This window comes from Shewanella baltica, assembly GCF_900456975.1.
In the GTDB taxonomy this organism is placed as follows: domain Bacteria; phylum Pseudomonadota; class Gammaproteobacteria; order Enterobacterales; family Shewanellaceae; genus Shewanella; species Shewanella baltica.
Window position 1 is genome coordinate 2713400 of the sequence record NZ_UGYM01000002.1, and the last position, 18885, is coordinate 2732284.

Consider the following 18885-nt stretch of genomic DNA (forward strand, 5'->3'; position numbering starts at 1 on the left):
GATCACCGAGAATAAAAGAATGAAAGGAGGATATTGCTAACACCGAAGGCATTTTGTTCCAGCTCAAATGTCACAGTGTTACCAGAAATTGTCAGGCTGTTTATTTTTACTCTGAATGTGCTTCCTAGTGACACTTCTTGATCGGGTGTGCTCCGCTCTAATCCCCAAACGAATGAAAGCTTTCCGCCGATACCATTGGATGGAAGCGTGATAGAGTGAACGCCTGGATAAAGATCTTTCACTCTTAGTACCCAAAACAGATTGTATGGCGTTGCACTGTAAAGGACCTCTTTACCATTGTTATAAACTGCTAATCCATAACTCATGTCAATTTACCCATTCGGCTTACGAGATTTCCAGCGGTATCATAAACATCAATGCGATTATTTGAGATCACCATTTTCCCCTGACCTGCAGTCGAGCCATTTATTTCAAAAACCCCTGCTTTGTCCAACTTCCACCCAGTTGTACCAGCAACATAGTTTGTTGATTGGATATAACTGCCGATCTTGGCATTTGTGATAGTTCCATCACCAATTACCGCACTATTAATAAATACCTGACCACCTTGTACAGCGAAAGGAGTCGTGATGGTCGATGTACCCGTGATTTGATTAACGATGGCAAATCTATCAGCAGTAAAGAGTACCTGCGATTGCATGCCTGCAGGCGTGTTTTCAACACCTATCGCCATTCCAGCACCATAGTATTTACCGTCGGTAGTTACGCCTACTTTTACCGAGTACATGGCTTGCAGTTTGCCATCTAAAGCTACAAGAGCCGTTGATGTTTGCTGAACTGCAGCTGATGCGTTATTAGCTGTCGCCTGAACTGTGGTGATCTGTGTTGCCAATGCGCTATCAGCATTGGCTCGAGCTGTTTGCTCGGTTTGAATCGCTGCAGCGTTTTGCGTAACACCTTGTTGAGCTGCGTTCGCGGCGGCTTGAGCGGCTGCGGCAGCACTGGCAGCATCGGTCGCGGCTTTGTCAGTGACGGCGACCCAAGTTGAACCGTTCCAACGCTTAGGCGTGTTGGCATTGCCTGTGGTATCAATCCACAAGTTTTGCGCTAAGCGATCAGCAGCTGCAGGGGCCGTAGACTGAATAAGTACCTTGCCTTTGGTACCCGCTAAACCTGCAGCGTCAGCAGCGGCTTGGGCTGCAGAGTTCGCGGCACTTTGGGCAGTTGATGCTGCGGTATTAGCTGCGGTCGCCGAGGCCTGAACAGTGGTGATCTGTGTTGCCAATGCGCTATCAGCATTCGCTCGCGCTGTTTGCTCAGTCTGAATCGCTGCAGCGTTTTGGGTAACGCCTTGTTGGGCTGCGTTAGCGGCGGCTTGGGCAGCAGCTGCGGCGCTGGCGGCATCGGTCGCGGCTTTGTCAGTGACAGCAACCCACGCTGAACCACTCCAACGCTTAGGCGTGTTGGCATTGCCTGTGGTATCGATCCACAGGTTTTGTACTAAGCGATCAGCTGCTGCAGGGGCCGTAGACTGAATAAGTACTTTGCCTTTGGTACCCGCCAAACCTGCAGCGTCAGCCGCAGCTTGGGCAGCAGAGTTCGCGGCAGTTTGTGCAGTTGATGCGGCATTATTAGCGGCAGTCGCCGAGGCCTGAACTGTGGTGATCTGTGTTGCTAATGCGCTATCAGCATTCGCTCGCGCTGTTTGCTCAGTCTGAATCGCTGCAGCGTTTTGGGTAACGCCTTGTTGGGCTGCGTTAGCGGCGGCTTGGGCAGCAGCTGCGGCGCTGGCGGCATCGGTCGCGGCTTTATCAGTGACAGCGACCCAAGTTGAACCGTTCCAACGCTTAGGCGTGTTGGCATTGCCTGTGGTATCAATCCACAGGTTTTGCGCTAAGCGATCAGCAGCTGCAGGAGCCGTAGACTGAATAAGTACCTTGCCTTTGGTACCCGCCAAACCTGCAGCGTCAGCCGCAGCTTGGGCAGCAGAGTTCGCGGCAGTTTGTGCAGTTGATGCGGCATTATTAGCGGCAGTCGCCGAGGCCTGAACTGTGGTGATCTGTGTTGCTAATGCACTATCGGCATTGGCTCTTGCTGTTTGCTCGGTTTGAATCGCTGCAGCGTTTTGGGTAACACCTTGTTGGGCTGCGTTCGCGGCGGCTTGGGCAGCAGCTGCGGCACTGGCGGCATCGGTCGCGGCTTTATCAGTGACGGCAACCCATGTTGAACCGTTCCAACGCTTAGGCGTGTTGGCATTGCCTGTGGTATCAATCCACAGGTTTTGCGCTAAGCTATCAGCAGCTGCAGGAGCCGTAGACTGAATAAGTACCTTGCCTTTGGTACCCGCCAAACCTGCAGCGTCAGCCGCAGCTTGGGCAGCAGAGTTCGCGGCAGTTTGTGCAGTTGATGCGGCATTATTAGCGGCAGTCGCCGAGGCCTGAACTGTGGTGATCTGTGTTGCTAATGCACTATCGGCATTGGCTCTTGCTGTTTGCTCGGTTTGAATCGCTGCAGCGTTTTGGGTAACACCTTGTTGGGCTGCGTTCGCGGCGGCTTGGGCAGCAGCTGCGGCACTGGCGGCATCGGTCGCGGCTTTATCAGTGACGGCAACCCATGTTGAACCGTTCCAACGCTTAGGCGTGTTGGCATTGCCTGTGGTATCAATCCACAGGTTTTGCGCTAAGCTATCAGCAGCTGCAGGAGCCGTAGACTGAATAAGTACCTTGCCTTTGGTACCCGCCAAACCTGCAGCGTCAGCCGCAGCTTGAGCGGCTGAGTTCGCAGCAGTTTGTGCAGTTGATGCGGCATTATTAGCGGCAGTCGCCGAGGCCTGAACTGTGGTGATCTGTGTTGCTAATGCACTATCGGCATTGGCTCTTGCTGTTTGCTCGGTTTGAATCGCTGCAGCGTTTTGGGTAACACCTTGTTGGGCTGCGTTCGCGGCGGCTTGGGCAGCAGCTGCGGCACTGGCGGCATCGGTCGCGGCTTTATCAGTGACGGCAACCCAAGTTGAACCGTTCCAACGCTTAGGCGTATTGGCATTGCCTGTGGTATCGATCCACAGGTTTTGCGCTAAGCGATCAGCTGCTGCAGGGGCCGTAGACTGAATAAGCACCTTGCCTTTGGTACCAGCCAAACCTGCAGCGTCAGCCGCAGCTTGAGCGGCTGAGTTCGCGGCACTTTGCGCAGTTGATGCCGCAGAGTTAGCGGCGGTTGCCGAGGCTTGTACCGTGACAATGTTTTGAGCTAATGCTTCATCAGCATCGGAACGAGCAGTTTGCTCTAGCTTTATTAATGCAGCATTACCGTTTACCGTGGCAGAAATACTGATGATTTGGTTTGCGAGTGATTCATCTGCAGTCGCTCTTGCCATTTGCTCAGTGATGATTGCAGCAGTGTTTTTATCAATGCTAACAGCCACAGTCTCAATACTTTTAGCCAATGCTTCATCGGCGGAGGCTCTTGCATATTGCTCAGACCACACGCCAGCAAACACCACAGTTGTACCCGCATTCCAACCAAAGTCACCAGCCAATGGCGGATTAACTTGGGAAAAAATGCCATCAATACGTGATGACTCTGCAGTCAGCTTGCCATCAATTGTTTCAATTGATGTTTCAACAGTATCCACTCGCACAGTAAGCGCAGAAACAGCTTCACCCAAGGATGAGTATTCGCCTATTTTTGTCCAATATGTGGTGTTAGTTGGTAGCGTTCCGGCAGGGACGGTTTGTTTAGCTGAATAGAGCTTACCTTGATATTTAACCAACTGACCTGTTAGATAGCTGGCGGTGTTATCCCAATCCGGCGCACCTGAGATATCAGCTATTTCAGCCTGCATTTGCTGGATTTGGTTTTGAGTATCGATAAGATTTATTTCAATATCAGGAATTTTATCGGTTTCAATTTTAATAAGCGGGATCAGTTCTATATCGCCGAGCAACTCTTGCCCTAGCGCTGATGATGTAATGCGTTCGCTGAAATACTCATCATATTCTGTTTGATCTGTTGAAGATTGACCGCTGACAAATCCTGACCATGGCCCAACGTTGCCAGTGCGATCGACTAACCGAGCCCTAAACCAAAAATTAGCGCCGGCGCTTAAGCCTGTCATTGTGTGGCTGTTTAGCGGGTAAGCAAAATCACCTAACTTGATCATGCCACTATCGTTGTTGTTGGGGCCGTACTCAATCTCAGTCCGTAAAGTATCCTCAGCACCTGCAGGGAATAACCAATTTAAGCCGATACCGAACACTAACGGCGAGGCTGTGAATGAAGCTACTGCAGGAGGCAAGCCAGTTTTACCCGTGATGTTGGTCAGTTCGGAGGACTTGGGTACTGACGAAACATCGACAGAGTTGATTGCACGGACTCGAGCAATATATTGCCCGGTGTAAACGCCACGGATATCAACTGATGTACTGCTAGTTTTTGGCAGTTTTATCCACTCGCCAGAGTCTTTTCGCCATTCCACTTCATAAGCAACCGCATTTTTTGCGGTCGCCCACTGAATAGTCATAGTGGTAACAGAGAGTGTTTGCTCGGTGAATACGGACTGTGAAATGGTGACATTAGCCGGCGCTTCTTGGGCACCGATCGGCAGCTTGCTTATAGGGCGTTCTTCTAACCGTGCGCCTGTATCGATATAAGGATATTTGCTTGGGTTATGCTCAACCGCGGTGATCTCGTACTCAATGCTATCGCTATTGGCTTTGGCGACACGCAGCACTCTAAATTGCTGCAGCTTTAGCTCGTCTGACTCAACAGACCATAGCAGTTGCGGCAGTGGGGTTTCACTGTATTCCGTTGTTACCGTAATCACGCGGCCATTTATAGCCTCGATGGTACGCGCCTGCGCTTTACCGCTGGGTAAGTTGATAATGAGTCGATCATTCACCGCAATTGTGGCCGCACGGTCTAAAGTGATCTGCTTGCCGTTAACCGCCGAGATTCGACCACCAATGCGGCTACCTGCAATCAATTGATCTGCTATGCCGATAACGAAGCCAGGTAATGGGATGCCGCCATCCATGCCAACTTTAAAATTGACCGCACGATCATTGTTATTGGTATAAATGGCCCACTTACCGCGGCGCTGCGCTTCTGATTCGCGGGTGCAACCTAAGGCCGATAATTCGATTACGTTGTCGCCATAGCGGCGCTGTAATGGTTGATCTGATACAGAGGTAACATCGGATTCATAAGCATTATCAGGGTTATCCCAGCTGATTAATGCTCGAGTGTATTTAACTTTTTCGCTGCTTGATGAATAGCTAAATTTGCCATCGATCACATTGCTATTGTTATACGTAAAATCCATGTCGCGGGGCATGTCGGCCACAGAGTACATTTGGCCGTTTGACCAATACGTCATGCCACGATAGATAGAGGCCAAATCTCGCAAGACCTGCCACGCTTCGGTGGCTTGCTGGATGTATATATTACAGATATAGCGAGGCTCCATGCCGCCTTTGCCGTCTGGCACGAGCTGATCGCAATACTGAGCAATCTGGTAAAGCTCCCACTTGTCCACCAGCGCAGCATTGATCCTGCGACCAGTGCCAAAGCGGTCATCAAGGATGATGTCGTAACTCACCCATGCAGGATTATCGCTCCATGCAATTTTAAAGCTGCCATCCCACACGCCAGCATAATCACGCGTTAGGGGATTGTAGTTAGTGGGCACCTTTACTTTGCGCATAAAGGGCTCGCAGGAGATCACAGGAATATTTTGAAATTGACTGGCGTCAAACTCGACATAGAGCAGTGCCGTATTGGGGTACTTTAGCTTGCGGTCAATAACATCGGTTATCGCCGCAATTTGCATTAAATCAGCGACACGATTGTTGTTTTGATTTGGGGTAAGTCGGCGAATACGGATTTGCCAACCGCTGCCAGTTGGCAAGTCAATGCGGTGGCTGCGCTCGTAGGGTTGGGTGGTTTTACCATCCACCGCTGTGCTTAACACGGTTTGATAGCTGCCGCCGTCAGTAGACAGATCGATGGCGTATGCAATGCGATAGCCGTTTACATCACCATTATCGAGCTGTTGTTGCAGTGCTGGCCAGCGAAAGCGCACACGTACAGCAGAGAGTAATGAGTTAGTAATGGCGCGGGTATAAGGCTGATCTGATTTTAACTCAATACCTAAGGCGACTTCGTTTTCAACCGATGGCAGTCCGGGGATGTACGTTTGATGCGCTGTGCCTGGGCGAAAGTCCCAAATAACACCCGGAAAGTTTTCAGCGCCATTGGCATCGAGCAGCGGTGTACCATCTAAAAACACATTTTGTCCAGATAACTGGCCCTCAAATTCACCTTCGCCGATTGCTAGTAAGATTTTAGCTTTAGCAATTGAGCGCAGATCATCTGGTGATTCGACTGGCGAACGCTGCTCACCTTCGCCCGCTTTAGCGCCATGAATAGTCAGTTGTTGATTTAATGCAGGAATACCCATGCTGATTATTGCTCCTGTTGACTGCCGCCGCCATTGCCACCACCTGATTGGATTGGGCGCTTTGATGTAGCAATATCTTCGGCATAAATGCCTGCACTAATAATGGCGCCACCAATGCGGCGCTTACCGTAACCAATGCCGACGGGGTTTCCAGCAGCTGTGGTATTCACTGCGCCACCAAATGCATAACTGGGGGCGTTCTCTGCAGCTTCCCTCCCCTTAAGTCCTTTTGCTTGAGGAGAAAGCATTTGAACTACTCCACCAGCAACCAAACCAATACCCGCTTGAACTAGCCACCCTTGGCCAAAATAAGCACCAACGACTATCATCACAGCACCTAGAATCGTTTGAAGAATGCCGCCACGCTTACTGCCACCAATGACAGGGACAATACGAATTTCAGTCGTACCCGCTAAGTCAAACTCATCGGTACCCGTATTATGTCCATTGCGAAAAATGGCATAGCGCAGCCCAAGCTTTGCTTGTTCTTTAATAAACAGATCAAATCCATGCAGGGTATTTTTTAAAGCGCTAAAGGCTTCGTTTGTGGTGCCAGTTTCTAGTAAACGCTGGTGAATGCGGCCGAACTTAGCCGCCAAGGAACCTGATAGCTTGATAGTGGTCTGTGTGCTCATGGTGTTTCCGCGAAAGCATGAATTTGAGGCAATAAAAAAGCCACCTGAAGAGGTGGCTTTATTGGCGGGTATTTTTCCGCATATTTATGGCAGGATAAGCTTTATAGCGCTTTGAATCAATCGTGCTTTCCTAACCCTTGATAACGCACAATCACCCTTGTATTGCGCTGCCAGTACCCGCCGTAAATATCGTAGCGGCTAAGGCGACCATAGAGGTGGTGCAGAATTTTACCCTCTCCGACATAAACAGCGGCATGATTGACTCGCTGACTTTGAATTTGCATTAAGATGCCGTCACCAATTTGCAGATCGGCAAGATTGATATTGGTTTGTGCTACAAATCCCGCTTTAGCAAAGTTATCGAGGTAAAGCTCTTGCTCACCTTCCCACCAACCGTCTTGGCGCTCAAAGTCTGGCAATAAAATGCTTTGAACATCGTGATACCAATCGCGAACACAGCTATAACAGTCCCATACTCCATGCACAAACGGACGACCTAACAAAGGTTGACGTTCACCCGTTGGCACCATAGAGCGTAAATCCCCATCAGGCCAACTGAGAATATGCCAAGGTAGTCCACTTGCTTCACACATGGCGATATCACGCTGGCTATGCTTGCTACTCGCATCTGGGTGGCTGTGACAGATACCTATGATCTGCCCTTGTTCTTCAATGTCAGCATATTGCAGTGGATCAATCATAAATTCATCGGCTTTGTTGGTCGCCTTGTTATCGCATGGCACATAACAAGGCTTGTTACCTTGCAGGATGATCAGTCCACAGCATTCATTGGGGTAGCAGTTGGCCGCATGCTGAGTAAAAGCATGTAAGAGCGTTTGATGCATAGGGACCTGCTTAGGTTGTGTTAGACCATTTTGCCAACGGCGGGAAAATGCTTGATTAATGCTTGATTAATGTTTGATGGATGCTTGAATGCTAGCGCTTGTTTAACGCATAGGGCTTAACGCATAGCCGACACTTAACGCATAGGCTTAACGTATAAGACGAACGCTGGGGAATCCGCCGTGGGGTAATTCTTCATTTTCGCCAAATCGTAAAGTGCAACCGGCTATCGTGCCAGAGCATTGATCCACTGCTGGGTTGTCAGTCGGCTCGTCATCTTCGGTAAACATACCTTCCCCAGTGTAACCACAATCAGCGCCACGATATTCACCGCGCTGGCACCATGAGCAATAGGCCGTCATTTGTCGGCCGATTTTTTGGCCTGACAAGTCAGCAGGGTTTGAGAGCTCAAAGGTGACGGCGACATTATCCTCATTCACCTTTTTATCAACATACCAAATCTCTACCGCTTCTTGGGTTGGATCCGCTTCGCTATTGCCGTTGGGGAAGTTGGCCGAATCAAGGTATTTAGCCAGCGTTCGGCGGATCGTAACCTTGGCTTGTTCCATGTTCTGAAAATACAAGCACAGGGCGCTAATGCTGCCATCGATGTTGGCAACGGTGAGTGTTGGCGTGCTGGGTGAACCATCGGAGTTAACCTCCACCCCTTCTAACTGTGCTGGCCATGCGCTGTATTGTTCACCCTGCCAATGAATAATACGCGCGGGTAATGTTGGTTGATTAAGGTCCGCATCTGAGTACGGAATATTGTGGGCGTGAAAGCGCAGGATATCGGCACCAAAGGCGGTACCGTCGATTTCATAGAGAATAACCTCATTGCCCGGTTCGAGTTTTTGAATATCTGAACTAAGCATCGGTGGCACCTTTGGTCCATAGCTTACCTTGCTCGATAATCGCCAATGAATGCGCCTGGCGAATTTGCTCCACAGTGACGGCCGCTTCGGTGTTATCTGCTAAGCGCCAAATAGTGCTTTCAATCCCAGCATCTTCTGAAGCGTGAATTGCTGCCAACATTCTGCGCTGTGATTGTTCGTCACCATCAAAGACTAATCCATCGACTTCAACAGTAATTGAGTTAACTGCAGCAGTTCGTTGAGTGCGGAAGATGTATTCACCAATGCTGATACCATCAATCAATATTTCAGCGCGATATTGCTCAATCGTTTTAAGTTCAGGACGAACAGGCTCAGGCTCTGCAAATAATGGACGTTCAAGCACTTGTTGATCTTGGGTTTCTATCGGTAGCGCTGGCGCATTAAGCTCGGCATCTGCCTTACGTGCAAGCCATGACTGATACTGTTCAAACCAATCCCATTGCAGCGTGACTGCATATAGCTCTATAAACTTATCGATTACATGGTGCATTGCTGGATTAGCGGCATGTAAGCGCGTGACTAAAAGCACATCGGCCAGAGCTTTTGACTCTGGCCGATGGAGTATTACTGATTGATCGTGCTCATCGAGCACAGGCGAACCCGAATCATCTAGTTCGTGAAACATCGTTAAATTCATGGTTACACCTTGTTCTTTATCCAGCCGATTGGCTCTTTTAGCTTGGCCGTCCCAACTAAAACGGTATTGCCATTTAAGTCTGTTTTGGTTGATTGGTTATCGACAATAGTTTGCTTGCCATCATCGCCAAAGCTTGTGCCGTTATGTCTAAGCTCGGTATAAGCGAAATGAGGAACTGCTTGCTGGTTAATGTTGGCGAGGTAGCTTACAGCTTTAAATGTCGGTGAATTATTTGCTGGCGAGCCAAGCGTTAATGACTGGTGAGTTACCCCGTCAAAATTTGACGCAGAGGTTAATTCACCAGAGCTATCAATGGCACAGGATAATAGCGACTTATTATTAACTGATACGCCAGTGTTGTTTTTTAGTACCTTGCCGATTAACGACTCACCAAGTAAAGCACCGTTTTCAGAACGATAGTCAGAAGATGCAAAGACGTTGTGCGGCACTAGGCCAGCAACTGCAGCATTAGGTGCGCTTTCTGTTTGTTTTGCAAAGGCTTGGTATTGCAGAATGACAATATTTGCTGCGGGCTCATTAGTTAACGTTACGCTATTGTTTGCTGCGTTAAATGTTGGGGTAAATGCGCTCCATGATACTCCATTGTTGGTTGATCGTAGCGCTGTTGGTGTAGATACAGCATCACGAGACAACTCAAAAACGCTAATCGATCCAGTAGGTGATTGCGCATTTTTAAACCCTGACCAACCACCAGATAATGCAGCAGTTACATTGATAACTGCGTTAGTCGCAATAACTTCTGTCACATGGAAGCTGCCACCAACGCTCACATTTGAGTCAACTGAGCTTAACGCTGTTGCTAGTTTTGTTTTTTCAAATCCACGATAAGTACCGTTCTTAACTTTCTGGTCAGCTTCTGCAAAATCAACTGTATCCACACCATACGCAGAGTAACGCATATCGCGGCACACACCACCTTGACCATCGGCATAAATGGCATCATGGAAATGTCCATCAGGTCTAGCTTGCGGGTAGATACTTCCAATAGCACCGGCTTGTGTATTCTCTGTTTTTGACCCTCCGAGCGAGAATGTGTTAAAACAATCAACAACATTAGTCGCTTGTTTAGCAAGAGCCGCACTGAACCATTGTACCTGTCCAGCAGGGGTAGTAATCCATGCCATAGCAGCGCTACCACTTGAATTATAGCTATAATGGTAAGCTCCTTGGTTTAAGCGGTTAACCGTACCGCAGGCGAGGAAGTAGCATTCACTATTAACTGAAATAACAGTTGGGGTTCTTGCAGTAAATACACCTAACTTAGGATTAGTATTGTTGGGGTGAATTAACGCATCATAATATTGTGTACTACCGACAGTGTTTCCACTGCCTTGGCCTCTTACGATAGTGTTAGCTAATGGTGCGAATGTTAAATGGTTCCATGATGATATTTGGTTGTTACTATCAACATTATACCAATTTGCATTCCCCGCCCCCGCAATGGTTCGTTGGCGCAAGCGCCATTGTACTAATCGGCCATCATTTAAGTAGTAAAGGTTATTTTTATGGTTAGCTAACACCTTTTTCTTTTGCGCATCTGTGAGTGCAAAAAAGTTTAATCCTTTACCTTTTGAACCAGTGTCACCATCAAATACGGCATAGTACGTCACTGGGCGAGCACTGGCAGAGGTGGCAATGCCATCCATAGTGGTGGCCTGTGATTGGGGTAATCCGTTTGGATAGATATGAGGGTTGGTCGTGCTGACTTCTTCAAGCCACGCTTCAAAACCCCACATATCTTGGCGGTCTGTTACTACTTCGACATTTGTTGGATCTGCTGCTTGTGCGTTAAATGCCGCAGCAACAGTGGCATGATTAGTAATAACGCCAGTTGACTTGTTATAGGTAGTCTTGCCGTCTGGTGCATTACTGAATTTAACGCTAAACCCAACAGGAAGATGGAATAGCACTCCTGCCATATTAAGCGCTGCATTATCGTTTTTTGAGCCACCAACCCCGCCAGATTTACCAATCAGCAAGGTGTTTGGCGTAGTAAGCGAGGTGTACAGCCCAGGCTTGCATTCGTTGACTTGTTTTCCTGATTCATGGTTACCAAGGCTAACCCAGCCGCTGGCAGCGTAGCGTTCTTTATTCTGATCCCGAATAGCCTCGAACTTCACTTGTGACATGGCTGCGGCGAGTACATCTGCGGCTAAAAAGTTACGGTTAACCTTTTCAAAAGCGGTACGTGCGGTATCGCCACCCGTGCCTGCTGGCTGGGTGCCAAGACTGATAGTTTCAAATGCCATGTGTTTACGTCCGATAGCGAAGTGTTAAGGATGAAATGCTTGTTCAAAAGTGGCGGTGATGCGGTACATGCCGCCGCCGAGTGGGGTGTTTGTTTGCTGAGTCACTTTCCACAGTGAGGCGGTACCGAGGGGTGGCGTCCACTCAAAAGCCTTGAAGCCTTGGTGATCATCAAGGAATGCAGTGATCGCTTCAGCCATGGCTTTATTTTTAGTAAACGTCAGTGGCCAGTTTTGGATCTTACTGTTGATACCATCGCCAACTGCCTGACTATAACCATCGCCAAACTTTGCGGTGCGGGTGCGATATTGGGTATCGCCTGTGGCACCATTGTCGGGTGCCCAAGTAAATGTTTGCGGCATTAGCGATAACCTCCCGCTATCGTGCGACCAATTTGGCCGTTAGGCTTTAAATCATTAGCGAGTAATTGCCGATATTTTTGCTCGACAAATTTACCCAGTTCGCTGCCGAACTGATTTAAGGCAGGGGTATCGGCTTTGGTTGTGGCATTGCCACTTTGATCAATGTTGACCTCAACATGCACCACGCCAGCGCCAGCCGTTGCCGAGGCTGGCACGCCGTTATAGGCAGCGCCGCCAACTATGCCGCCATTGGCGTAGCCTTTATTGCCTTTGCGCATGGCTTCTACCGTGGCCACGCCGCCAGCCGCTGCAACATCACGCTGCGACCAAACGACCTCGCCTTTGTGAACAATACCTGCAGGCTCATACTTGCCGCCAGCTCCGGTGTAGCCACCCTCTGAATGACCATTAGCCATCCAATCTTGATAAGCTGACCCTGTGTAATCTGATGCAGAGCTTCCTGCACTTGCACCACCAGAAATAAAAGCGCCGAAGATATTGCCAATAAGACCTGCGGCAGCTTTAGCCATTGCTATTTTTGCCATGTCAGCAATGATGGATTTAGCGAGCCCGGCAAAGTCAGCCTTACCCGTCATCACAAAATCGGTAAGCGCGTCGGTCATGCCACCAAAAGCACCATCCATGAGGGTTTTGGTTTGGCCTGCCATGTCAGCCGCGGCATCAATGTAATTTTGCATTGATGAACGGGCACCGTTAGTCCAATCGGCTTGCTTAGCATCGAGCGCTAAATAGTATTCATCCTGAACGGCCAAGCGTGCGGTGAGGTTGTCTTTCAACATAGCAAGCTGTTGCTGATATTCTTCGTCGGTAGTTTTACCTGCGAGGTTATCTGATAACGCTTTGCCCTGAGCGCGTTCTACATCACGCTCAATCCCTTGGCGATCACCGAGGCGTTGCTGGGCTTTGTCACCAAGGCCAAAGGTAGCGAGCTTATCGGCGTTGCGCTGTTGCTCTGCAGCTAGGTTAGCAGTGAGATTGGCGCTGTAGCTTTGCAGGCGGATGAATTCATTGCGCTTTTTAATTTCATCATCGAGTGCAACGTTCTTTTCGAGTTGAGCACGGATCACCGATTGTTCAGCTAACAAACTTTTTTGTTGTGCGGTAAGTACATCTTTGTTTTTGATATCGGCGATTTGCTGCTCAAACTGCACTAGCTCTTTTTGCGACTGAGTAAGCTTGATATTTGACTCTAGCTGACCTTGTAAGCCTGCTTGAGTTTCGCGCAAACGCATGAGGTATGTGGTTGCTGCATCGTCAGCAAAGGCTTTGGTCTTTTTAGCGGTATCTTTAAATTTTTCCTCTATCGAGGCGAGATCACGTTTAATTTTGTCAGGATCCAGCAAGGCACTATTAGCATCGCCCTTCCGCACCTTTTCGATATTTTCGTTATATTCTTTTATTGCCTTGGTGCGCTTTTGCTCATTAGTAAGGGTTTCATCGGTCACTTTGGCAATGGCACGCTGGGCCTCGATAGAGTCTTGGTTGATCTTTGCCCGTTTTGCTTGTTCTTCTGCAAGTTTATCTTCTAGCTGGATTTGCTTAACGAGCTCATTACCTTCCGCCTGCAGCTTAGATAATAAATTTTCACGGCGAGTTGACTCAAAGCCTGAACCTTTGCCGAGTGAAACTAACTTATTAATCTCTTTAGCATTATCAGCCAGCCTTTCTTTTAGTGTATCGATACGGCCAATATTAAGCAGTTGGTCCCAAGACTCAGAAGCGCCCGATTTTATCGCCTTCCATGCTTTTTCAATATTGCCTAGATTGCTGGTGATCTCTTTCGTTCTTTGGCTAATAGCATCGCCATAGGCTCTAAAAGCTAACTCTGATGCCTCGGTGCTTTTACCCGCTTCCTTAAGCGCGACAATCTGCTCATACACAGATGCAGTGAGGAAGTGATACTTTTTGTTGAGTTCTTCAGCCGCTTTGACCGGATCATCCGCAAGTTTGGCAAACTCGGCTACCGTATCGGCGACCGCTTTGCCGGTGACGTTATCCATTTGCACTGCGGCGCGTCCCACTAATTCGATTTGGCTGGCGGTAAACTTGCCTGTATTGGCAATCTCAGCCAGCGCTGCGGCTGCTTGGCGCTGAGTACCGCTAATGGCATCAATGCGTTTGGCTGACTCCATCAATTCGCTTGATGTAGATCCTGCAGAGTTACCTGTCAGTATTAATGCATTACGTAGCCTATCTGCCTCAACGCTGCCTTGGTAATACGCCAGCGACATTACGCCAGCGGCAGAGGCTGCAATGGTTAATGGGTTAATTAATCCAAGTATGTAGCCGCCCATGGCTTTAGCCGCTGGGCCCACGCCGCCAAACATATCCTTTAGCTGACCGCCTTGCTGTAAGAATACCGTTAATGGATTTTGACCACCTTGGAGCGATACGGCTATATCGGTAAACTGAGCAGGGATACCGCGCAAAGCGAATGACATTTGCTTAGCTGACAAACCATTTTTATCAAACTCAATGCTTGTATTTCCAACTTCACTCCGCATTTTTGCTAAACGTTTAGAGTAAAGGTCATATTCAGATGAATTTATTAAGCCTTTAGCTGAGCTAGCCCTTAATAACTCTTGCGCTTTATCGAGCTCTCTAATTTCAAAGATGACAGGATCAAGTCTTTGCTGCAGCCGTTGTAATTCTGACTGTTGTTGCTTGGTTGCCGCTTCAGCCTTCATCTGCGCTTCTGTTGTGCCATCAATGGCCGAGCGCATTTGGTTAAGTTTTACTATTGCGCTATCGTATTGTCCCTTATCTATATTACCTGCAGCGAAAGCCGCTGATAGTTTAGTATTTTGAGATTCTAACTCTGCCAGTTTTGCTGTTACTGGATCTAACTGGCGCAATAGCCCTTGCAGTTCAACTTGTTCTTTTTGCTGAGCAGATTGCAGCCGACCTGATGCGGTATATGCTCTGTCATACTCTTCACGCATTGTTGATAGCTGAGCATTATATTTTGTGAAATCTTCGCCACTGATAACGCCCACTTTTACGCCTTCAGATAACCGCGCTTGCATGTTGTCTAATTCGGCATATTTAGCGATTGCAGGGTCTAGCTGGCTGACGACTCGGTTGATCTGCTTGTATTGATCTGCAAAAGCCGAGTTTGCTTCATACGTGGCATTTTTAGTTTGTTCTAAGCGTTCCGATAAGATCTCGAACTCACGACCATTAAATATTCCCTTGTCATTTAACTCTGCAAGACGGCGCTGCTGAACTTCTAGGCTAGATAGCTGTGATATCAGCGGATCAATCTGTTTCACCATTCTGGCTGTCGCATTTTCAGCCTTTAATGATGCACGCTCAGCTTTACTCATACCTTCAACAAAGCTGCCCGTTTCGGCAACCATGTTTAGCGTTAGTGTGCCGAGTGACTTATTTGCCATGGGTATTCCTGCTTGGTTTAAGGACTTTGGTTTTACTGCATTGGGTTGGCCGTCCTTGGCCTTATTGCTTTATTTCTTGATGGCACTGGCTTTTAGCATCAGCAGTACGTCATCAACGGTGGCTTCTTGCTGCGGTTCGGCATCCAACTGGCTGAACAGCATGAAGTGTTCAAGATCAGCTTTGCCGCCGTGAATGATATTAAGGTGGTGCATTTGCGCGGCAGCAATGCGCTCTTGCCGTGCTTGAAGGCTTAAGGGGCCGAACTTTGCTCGGTAGGCGATCCAGTTGATGACTTCTCGATGTGTGAGGTTTTGCTGGGCTTCTTCGATGGTTCGTCCGCCAACGCCTGCGAGGACGAGCTCGTGCCAGAATTCGTCGTCGGCGGTAAGGCTTTTGGGTCAGGTTTTAACCCGAAACCATTCACTTCGTTAATTGCACCAATAAGTGCCATACCGAGTGAGTCGCAGATTGGGCCATGGGCGTCATTGCCTAGAATGTCGTCAATCTCAAATAAGGGTTTGCCGTGTTCATCGGCAACACTGGAAACAATGCGCGAAGTAAGTGAATCAATACCACTGTGGTAGTTGTTAGCTTCTATGTTGGCTGTGACGAATGACTTTTTACGGATGTATACCGATGCGGTGCAGGTTTCGCCATTTTGGTTGATCCACGAAATTTCGCGGCGTTCCGGCTTTGCGGGAGAATAGGAACCCGACTGTATAAGGCTAGCAACACTTAATTCCATGATTGTTCCTTTAGGATTAAGTTAATACGGTTAACAAAAGCCCACTGATTAAGTGGGCTTAATTCAGGTTAATCAGGCTTACCTATGATTAAGGCGTAACAGTCGCTGGCACCAACACAGGATCGCCAGACACCTGAATGCCGATGGTTGACTTAACCACATCGTTTTGTGCAAACCCAAATGGGTAGGCCGTCATAAAACCTTCGAAGGTGATCCAAGTACGGGTTGTAGGTAAGGTGAAGTCTTTAGTGGTAACAGTTGGCGGAGTGCCAACAGCATCACTGAAGCCAATCGCCCATTTTAGGGTTGTGCCTGCCGTTTTTAATTGATGCAAGCGCAGGTGGCTAGCTAGGCGTGGGTCAACGTTGATGCCAAAGGTGGCCGCACCAGGTGATTTTAGGCCTGATTCAAATTCACGGGCCATGGCCTCAAGCGGGGTGGTTTCGATGGAATCAACGGCACTGTCAATACCATCAATACTAGTCACCGCGATGACGCCTAAAATGGAATCATCTGCCGGATCGATTGCATAGAGCTGTGTGCCCTGCGTTTTCATACTCATGTGTGTGCTCCTAACAATAGCCTTACGGCAGATACAAAAAAGCCCCTGCGGTTGCAGAGGCTTTGGGTTTTATGAAATGGTGTTTAGTGGGCTAGCGTGTGACTATCCAATCGATGTCAAAGCTGTGACGATAATTGCCTGTTTCTTTGTCGCGACTATCACCGTTGTAATTGGTGGTATGCGCCTCTAATTCAGTGGCGAAGCGAATTGCATCACCCACGGCATTAGCCGAATTGCCTGAATCGGCATACACATCCACTTGCAGTGCAAAGGTGTCGGTATCGGGTCGGCCTGAGATATAGTTTTCAGGGCTACCACCGATCACCTGCCAAACCGCATAGGGCTTGGCTACGTTTTGCGGCGCTTGGCCAAAGGGATAAAGCCGTGTTGGATTGGTACCGAGTAAGTCAGTTACCGCCGTGCTTGCTCGGCACACGACAAAAATGGGCGCCATACTCATGAAAGTGCCTTATCGAGTTCTTTATCAAATTCAACTGTAAAACGGCCGATCACTTGATTGATGTTATTGGCCAGTGCCGGACGCATAAATGGCTGTGCTTGGGCGTGTTCGGTACCGAACTCGACTAAATGCCAGTGTGGGGTATTACCGCGCGCGCCCTCGTCGGCGTTCGGTGTAGGAATACGGCCCCGATTGGTGGCAATACCCACTCGGTACATGATCACACCTTCGTTTTGAAATAGCCGGCTAGCAAACTGTAGGGTGACGTTGTCGCGAATGCGCCTGCCTGTTTTGGGATCGTCCACATTGAGCGAATTTTCTTGAGCCGCTTTTTTGACGATGCCAGCGGCTTTACGCAGCGCGGTACGAGTACCCGTATCAAGCACAGTTTGGCTAACCTTGTTCATTTTGGCTTTAACTTCTTTTAAGCCAATGAGACTGAAATCAAATTTTGCGGCCATAGTTAGTCTCGCAAATGTACCTTGGGTAAATACTTTACTGTCACCTTGCCGTAGCGAGTTTTACAGATCACTTTTTTTTTATGCTTATGGACCTTAAGTGGCATAGGATGAAACACCACTTTGCCTTTTTTGGTATCGGCATAAATACAGCCATCTACTTTTTTACCGTTTAAAAACACTTCAACGGGTTTACCAATTTCTATGGTATTTTCAATGGTGAACTTATGATTAGTATTCATCTTAAAGCCCCTGATTAACGCCATCTTTACAGCGCAAGCGCCACTCTTGACGCCCTGTTATGTCGGTTTCTACCGATTGGATATCGTAGGTTCTGCCATCCCATAAAATGCGGCATTGGTATAAAAGGCTTAAATCAATGGGGAACCAACGAAAATTAATTCTTGCGCTGGTTTCAGCTTGTTTGGCATCTGCCGCAAATAATTCTCGACCAGCGCCGGTTAATACCTCTGCAGCGAGCTTATCGAGAGGTTTTACCCCTAACATGAGGGTTTGCCATTCAATGAGATCACCACCTGATTGGGGATCCTGAGTTTTTATCGGTTGTTGGATATGAACCCGGTGACGTAAACGATGCGCTAGCATTAGATGCCCCAACCAATTCGATAAGGCGTTAATTTTATTTCTGCTGCTTTGCGCAGTTTTGCCGCATCTTCTGGTGTTGCTTGATAGTTTGCTTGCAGTAAAATCATTACGCCCATAGTGATACTTGCTGGCAGCTCTGCAGTCGTTTGATCAAGCAGAATAGTAAGGGATTCCCTTCCCATAAATTGACAGGCTTCATCCTCGGCGGCATTGAGCAATAATTGCAGTTTGGCATCATCCTCATCGTGGATAACGTCAAGAAATTGCTTGGCTTGCTCTAGGGAAATGGTGCTCACTGAGGACTCCTGAATAACTGATTAAGCTTTAGCTTTTTTTGCAGCAGCGGCAGCGGCCTTAGCATCTGCTTCTTCTTTTGCCTTGGCTTCAGCTTCTGCAGCGGCCTTAGCGTCTACTTCTTCTGTTTTTTCTTCCGGTGCGCGCTCAACTAATTTGTTGTGCTTTAGCTCATTGAAATGATGTTCATCCACTTCAAATGGTTTTGATGCGCGGGTTTTTACTTCTTTTTCAAAGTAAAAGGACTTAAGTGCAATGGCGAGAATTTTAGCCATGGTATTGCT

At 48.3% G+C, this 18885-nt stretch carries 18 protein-coding genes; all 18 read right to left on the bottom strand.

Going from position 1 to position 18885, the window contains the following annotated elements; translation table 11 throughout:
- Positions 1-2 precede the first annotated feature (2 nt).
- The 18 genes from DYH48_RS12225 to DYH48_RS12310 all read right to left on the bottom strand — a co-directional run bounded on the left by DYH48_RS12225 (position 3) and on the right by DYH48_RS12310 (position 18876).
- On the bottom strand, positions 3-326 hold the full coding sequence (locus DYH48_RS12225) for a hypothetical protein (RefSeq protein ID WP_115334905.1): 324 nt from the start codon (positions 324-326) through the stop codon (positions 3-5).
- Positions 323-6418 carry a TipJ family phage tail tip protein gene (locus tag DYH48_RS12230; protein WP_115334906.1) on the bottom strand — a complete coding sequence of 2032 codons (6096 nt, stop codon included), beginning with the start codon at positions 6416-6418 and terminating at the stop codon, positions 323-325. The genes DYH48_RS12225 and DYH48_RS12230 overlap by 4 nt, the downstream gene beginning before the upstream one ends.
- 5 nt (positions 6419-6423) lie before the next feature.
- Positions 6424-7053: a tail assembly protein gene (locus DYH48_RS12235; protein WP_115334907.1), complete on the bottom strand. Its 630-nt coding sequence runs from the start codon at positions 7051-7053 to the stop codon at positions 6424-6426.
- Positions 7054-7169: 116 nt separating this feature from the next.
- Positions 7170-7898 carry a C40 family peptidase gene (locus tag DYH48_RS12240; protein ID WP_115334908.1) on the bottom strand — a complete coding sequence of 243 codons (729 nt, stop codon included), beginning with the start codon at positions 7896-7898 and terminating at the stop codon, positions 7170-7172.
- A gap of 147 nt (positions 7899-8045) precedes the next feature.
- Complete coding sequence (locus DYH48_RS12245) at positions 8046-8771, bottom strand: phage minor tail protein L (RefSeq protein ID WP_115334909.1); 726 nt, start codon at positions 8769-8771, stop codon at positions 8046-8048.
- Positions 8764-9429 (bottom strand): DUF4376 domain-containing protein, encoded by a 666-nt coding sequence (locus tag DYH48_RS12250; RefSeq protein ID WP_115334910.1) that lies wholly within the window; start codon positions 9427-9429, stop codon positions 8764-8766. Before DYH48_RS12250 ends, DYH48_RS12245 begins: the two co-directional genes overlap by 8 nt.
- Positions 9430-9431: 2 nt before the next feature.
- The gene (locus DYH48_RS23705; RefSeq protein WP_172481185.1) at positions 9432-11699 is read right to left on the bottom strand and encodes a hypothetical protein; all 2268 of its coding nucleotides are present in this window, start codon (positions 11697-11699) and stop codon (positions 9432-9434) included.
- Between the two features lie 24 nt (positions 11700-11723).
- Positions 11724-12059 (bottom strand): phage tail protein, encoded by a 336-nt coding sequence (locus DYH48_RS12260; RefSeq protein WP_115334911.1) that lies wholly within the window; start codon positions 12057-12059, stop codon positions 11724-11726.
- Positions 12059-15475 (bottom strand): phage tail tape measure protein, encoded by a 3417-nt coding sequence (locus tag DYH48_RS12265; RefSeq protein ID WP_172481186.1) that lies wholly within the window; start codon positions 15473-15475, stop codon positions 12059-12061. Before DYH48_RS12265 ends, DYH48_RS12260 begins: the two co-directional genes overlap by 1 nt.
- 69 nt (positions 15476-15544) lie before the next feature.
- A complete protein-coding gene (locus DYH48_RS12270) occupies positions 15545-15688 on the bottom strand; it encodes a hypothetical protein (RefSeq protein ID WP_115334912.1) in 144 nt (47 codons plus the stop codon).
- Positions 15689-15726: 38 nt separating this feature from the next.
- A complete protein-coding gene (locus tag DYH48_RS12275) occupies positions 15727-16221 on the bottom strand; it encodes a phage tail assembly chaperone family protein, TAC (protein WP_115334913.1) in 495 nt (164 codons plus the stop codon).
- A gap of 88 nt (positions 16222-16309) precedes the next feature.
- Positions 16310-16783: a phage tail tube protein gene (locus DYH48_RS12280; protein WP_012587916.1), complete on the bottom strand. Its 474-nt coding sequence runs from the start codon at positions 16781-16783 to the stop codon at positions 16310-16312.
- Positions 16784-16874: 91 nt separating this feature from the next.
- The gene (locus tag DYH48_RS12285; RefSeq protein WP_115334914.1) at positions 16875-17243 is read right to left on the bottom strand and encodes a DUF3168 domain-containing protein; all 369 of its coding nucleotides are present in this window, start codon (positions 17241-17243) and stop codon (positions 16875-16877) included.
- Entirely contained in the window at positions 17240-17704 is a 465-nt protein-coding gene (locus tag DYH48_RS12290; RefSeq protein ID WP_115334915.1) for an HK97-gp10 family putative phage morphogenesis protein, read from the bottom strand. The genes DYH48_RS12285 and DYH48_RS12290 overlap by 4 nt, the downstream gene beginning before the upstream one ends.
- A gap of 2 nt (positions 17705-17706) precedes the next feature.
- A complete protein-coding gene (locus DYH48_RS12295) occupies positions 17707-17943 on the bottom strand; it encodes a hypothetical protein (RefSeq protein ID WP_115334916.1) in 237 nt (78 codons plus the stop codon).
- A 1-nt stretch (position 17944) separates the two neighbouring features.
- Positions 17945-18307: a head-tail adaptor protein gene (locus DYH48_RS12300; RefSeq protein WP_012587919.1), complete on the bottom strand. Its 363-nt coding sequence runs from the start codon at positions 18305-18307 to the stop codon at positions 17945-17947.
- A complete protein-coding gene (locus tag DYH48_RS12305) occupies positions 18307-18603 on the bottom strand; it encodes a head-tail connector protein (protein WP_115334917.1) in 297 nt (98 codons plus the stop codon). Before DYH48_RS12305 ends, DYH48_RS12300 begins: the two co-directional genes overlap by 1 nt.
- A gap of 21 nt (positions 18604-18624) precedes the next feature.
- On the bottom strand, positions 18625-18876 hold the full coding sequence (locus DYH48_RS12310) for a hypothetical protein (protein WP_115334918.1): 252 nt from the start codon (positions 18874-18876) through the stop codon (positions 18625-18627).
- Between the last annotated feature and the right edge of the window lie 9 nt (positions 18877-18885).

Excerpts from the sequence above, each read along its gene's own strand:
- DYH48_RS12225 (WP_115334905.1), bottom strand. The coding sequence starts at position 326 with ATGAGTTATGGATTAGCAGTTTATAACAATGGTAAAGAGGTCCTTTAC.
- DYH48_RS12230 (WP_115334906.1), bottom strand. The coding sequence starts at position 6,418 with ATGGGTATTCCTGCATTAAATCAACAACTGACTATTCATGGCGCTAAA.
- DYH48_RS12235 (WP_115334907.1), bottom strand. The coding sequence starts at position 7,053 with ATGAGCACACAGACCACTATCAAGCTATCAGGTTCCTTGGCGGCTAAG.
- DYH48_RS12240 (WP_115334908.1), bottom strand. The coding sequence starts at position 7,898 with ATGCATCAAACGCTCTTACATGCTTTTACTCAGCATGCGGCCAACTGC.
- DYH48_RS12245 (WP_115334909.1), bottom strand. The coding sequence starts at position 8,771 with ATGCTTAGTTCAGATATTCAAAAACTCGAACCGGGCAATGAGGTTATT.
- DYH48_RS12250 (WP_115334910.1), bottom strand. The coding sequence starts at position 9,429 with ATGAATTTAACGATGTTTCACGAACTAGATGATTCGGGTTCGCCTGTG.
- DYH48_RS23705 (WP_172481185.1), bottom strand. The coding sequence starts at position 11,699 with ATGGCATTTGAAACTATCAGTCTTGGCACCCAGCCAGCAGGCACGGGT.
- DYH48_RS12260 (WP_115334911.1), bottom strand. The coding sequence starts at position 12,059 with ATGCCGCAAACATTTACTTGGGCACCCGACAATGGTGCCACAGGCGAT.
- DYH48_RS12265 (WP_172481186.1), bottom strand. The coding sequence starts at position 15,475 with ATGGCAAATAAGTCACTCGGCACACTAACGCTAAACATGGTTGCCGAA.
- DYH48_RS12270 (WP_115334912.1), bottom strand. The coding sequence starts at position 15,688 with ATGCACCACCTTAATATCATTCACGGCGGCAAAGCTGATCTTGAACAC.
- DYH48_RS12275 (WP_115334913.1), bottom strand. The coding sequence starts at position 16,221 with ATGGAATTAAGTGTTGCTAGCCTTATACAGTCGGGTTCCTATTCTCCC.
- DYH48_RS12280 (WP_012587916.1), bottom strand. The coding sequence starts at position 16,783 with ATGAGTATGAAAACGCAGGGCACACAGCTCTATGCAATCGATCCGGCA.
- DYH48_RS12285 (WP_115334914.1), bottom strand. The coding sequence starts at position 17,243 with ATGAGTATGGCGCCCATTTTTGTCGTGTGCCGAGCAAGCACGGCGGTA.
- DYH48_RS12290 (WP_115334915.1), bottom strand. The coding sequence starts at position 17,704 with ATGGCCGCAAAATTTGATTTCAGTCTCATTGGCTTAAAAGAAGTTAAA.
- DYH48_RS12295 (WP_115334916.1), bottom strand. The coding sequence starts at position 17,943 with ATGAATACTAATCATAAGTTCACCATTGAAAATACCATAGAAATTGGT.
- DYH48_RS12300 (WP_012587919.1), bottom strand. The coding sequence starts at position 18,307 with ATGCTAGCGCATCGTTTACGTCACCGGGTTCATATCCAACAACCGATA.
- DYH48_RS12310 (WP_115334918.1), bottom strand. The coding sequence starts at position 18,876 with ATGGCTAAAATTCTCGCCATTGCACTTAAGTCCTTTTACTTTGAAAAA.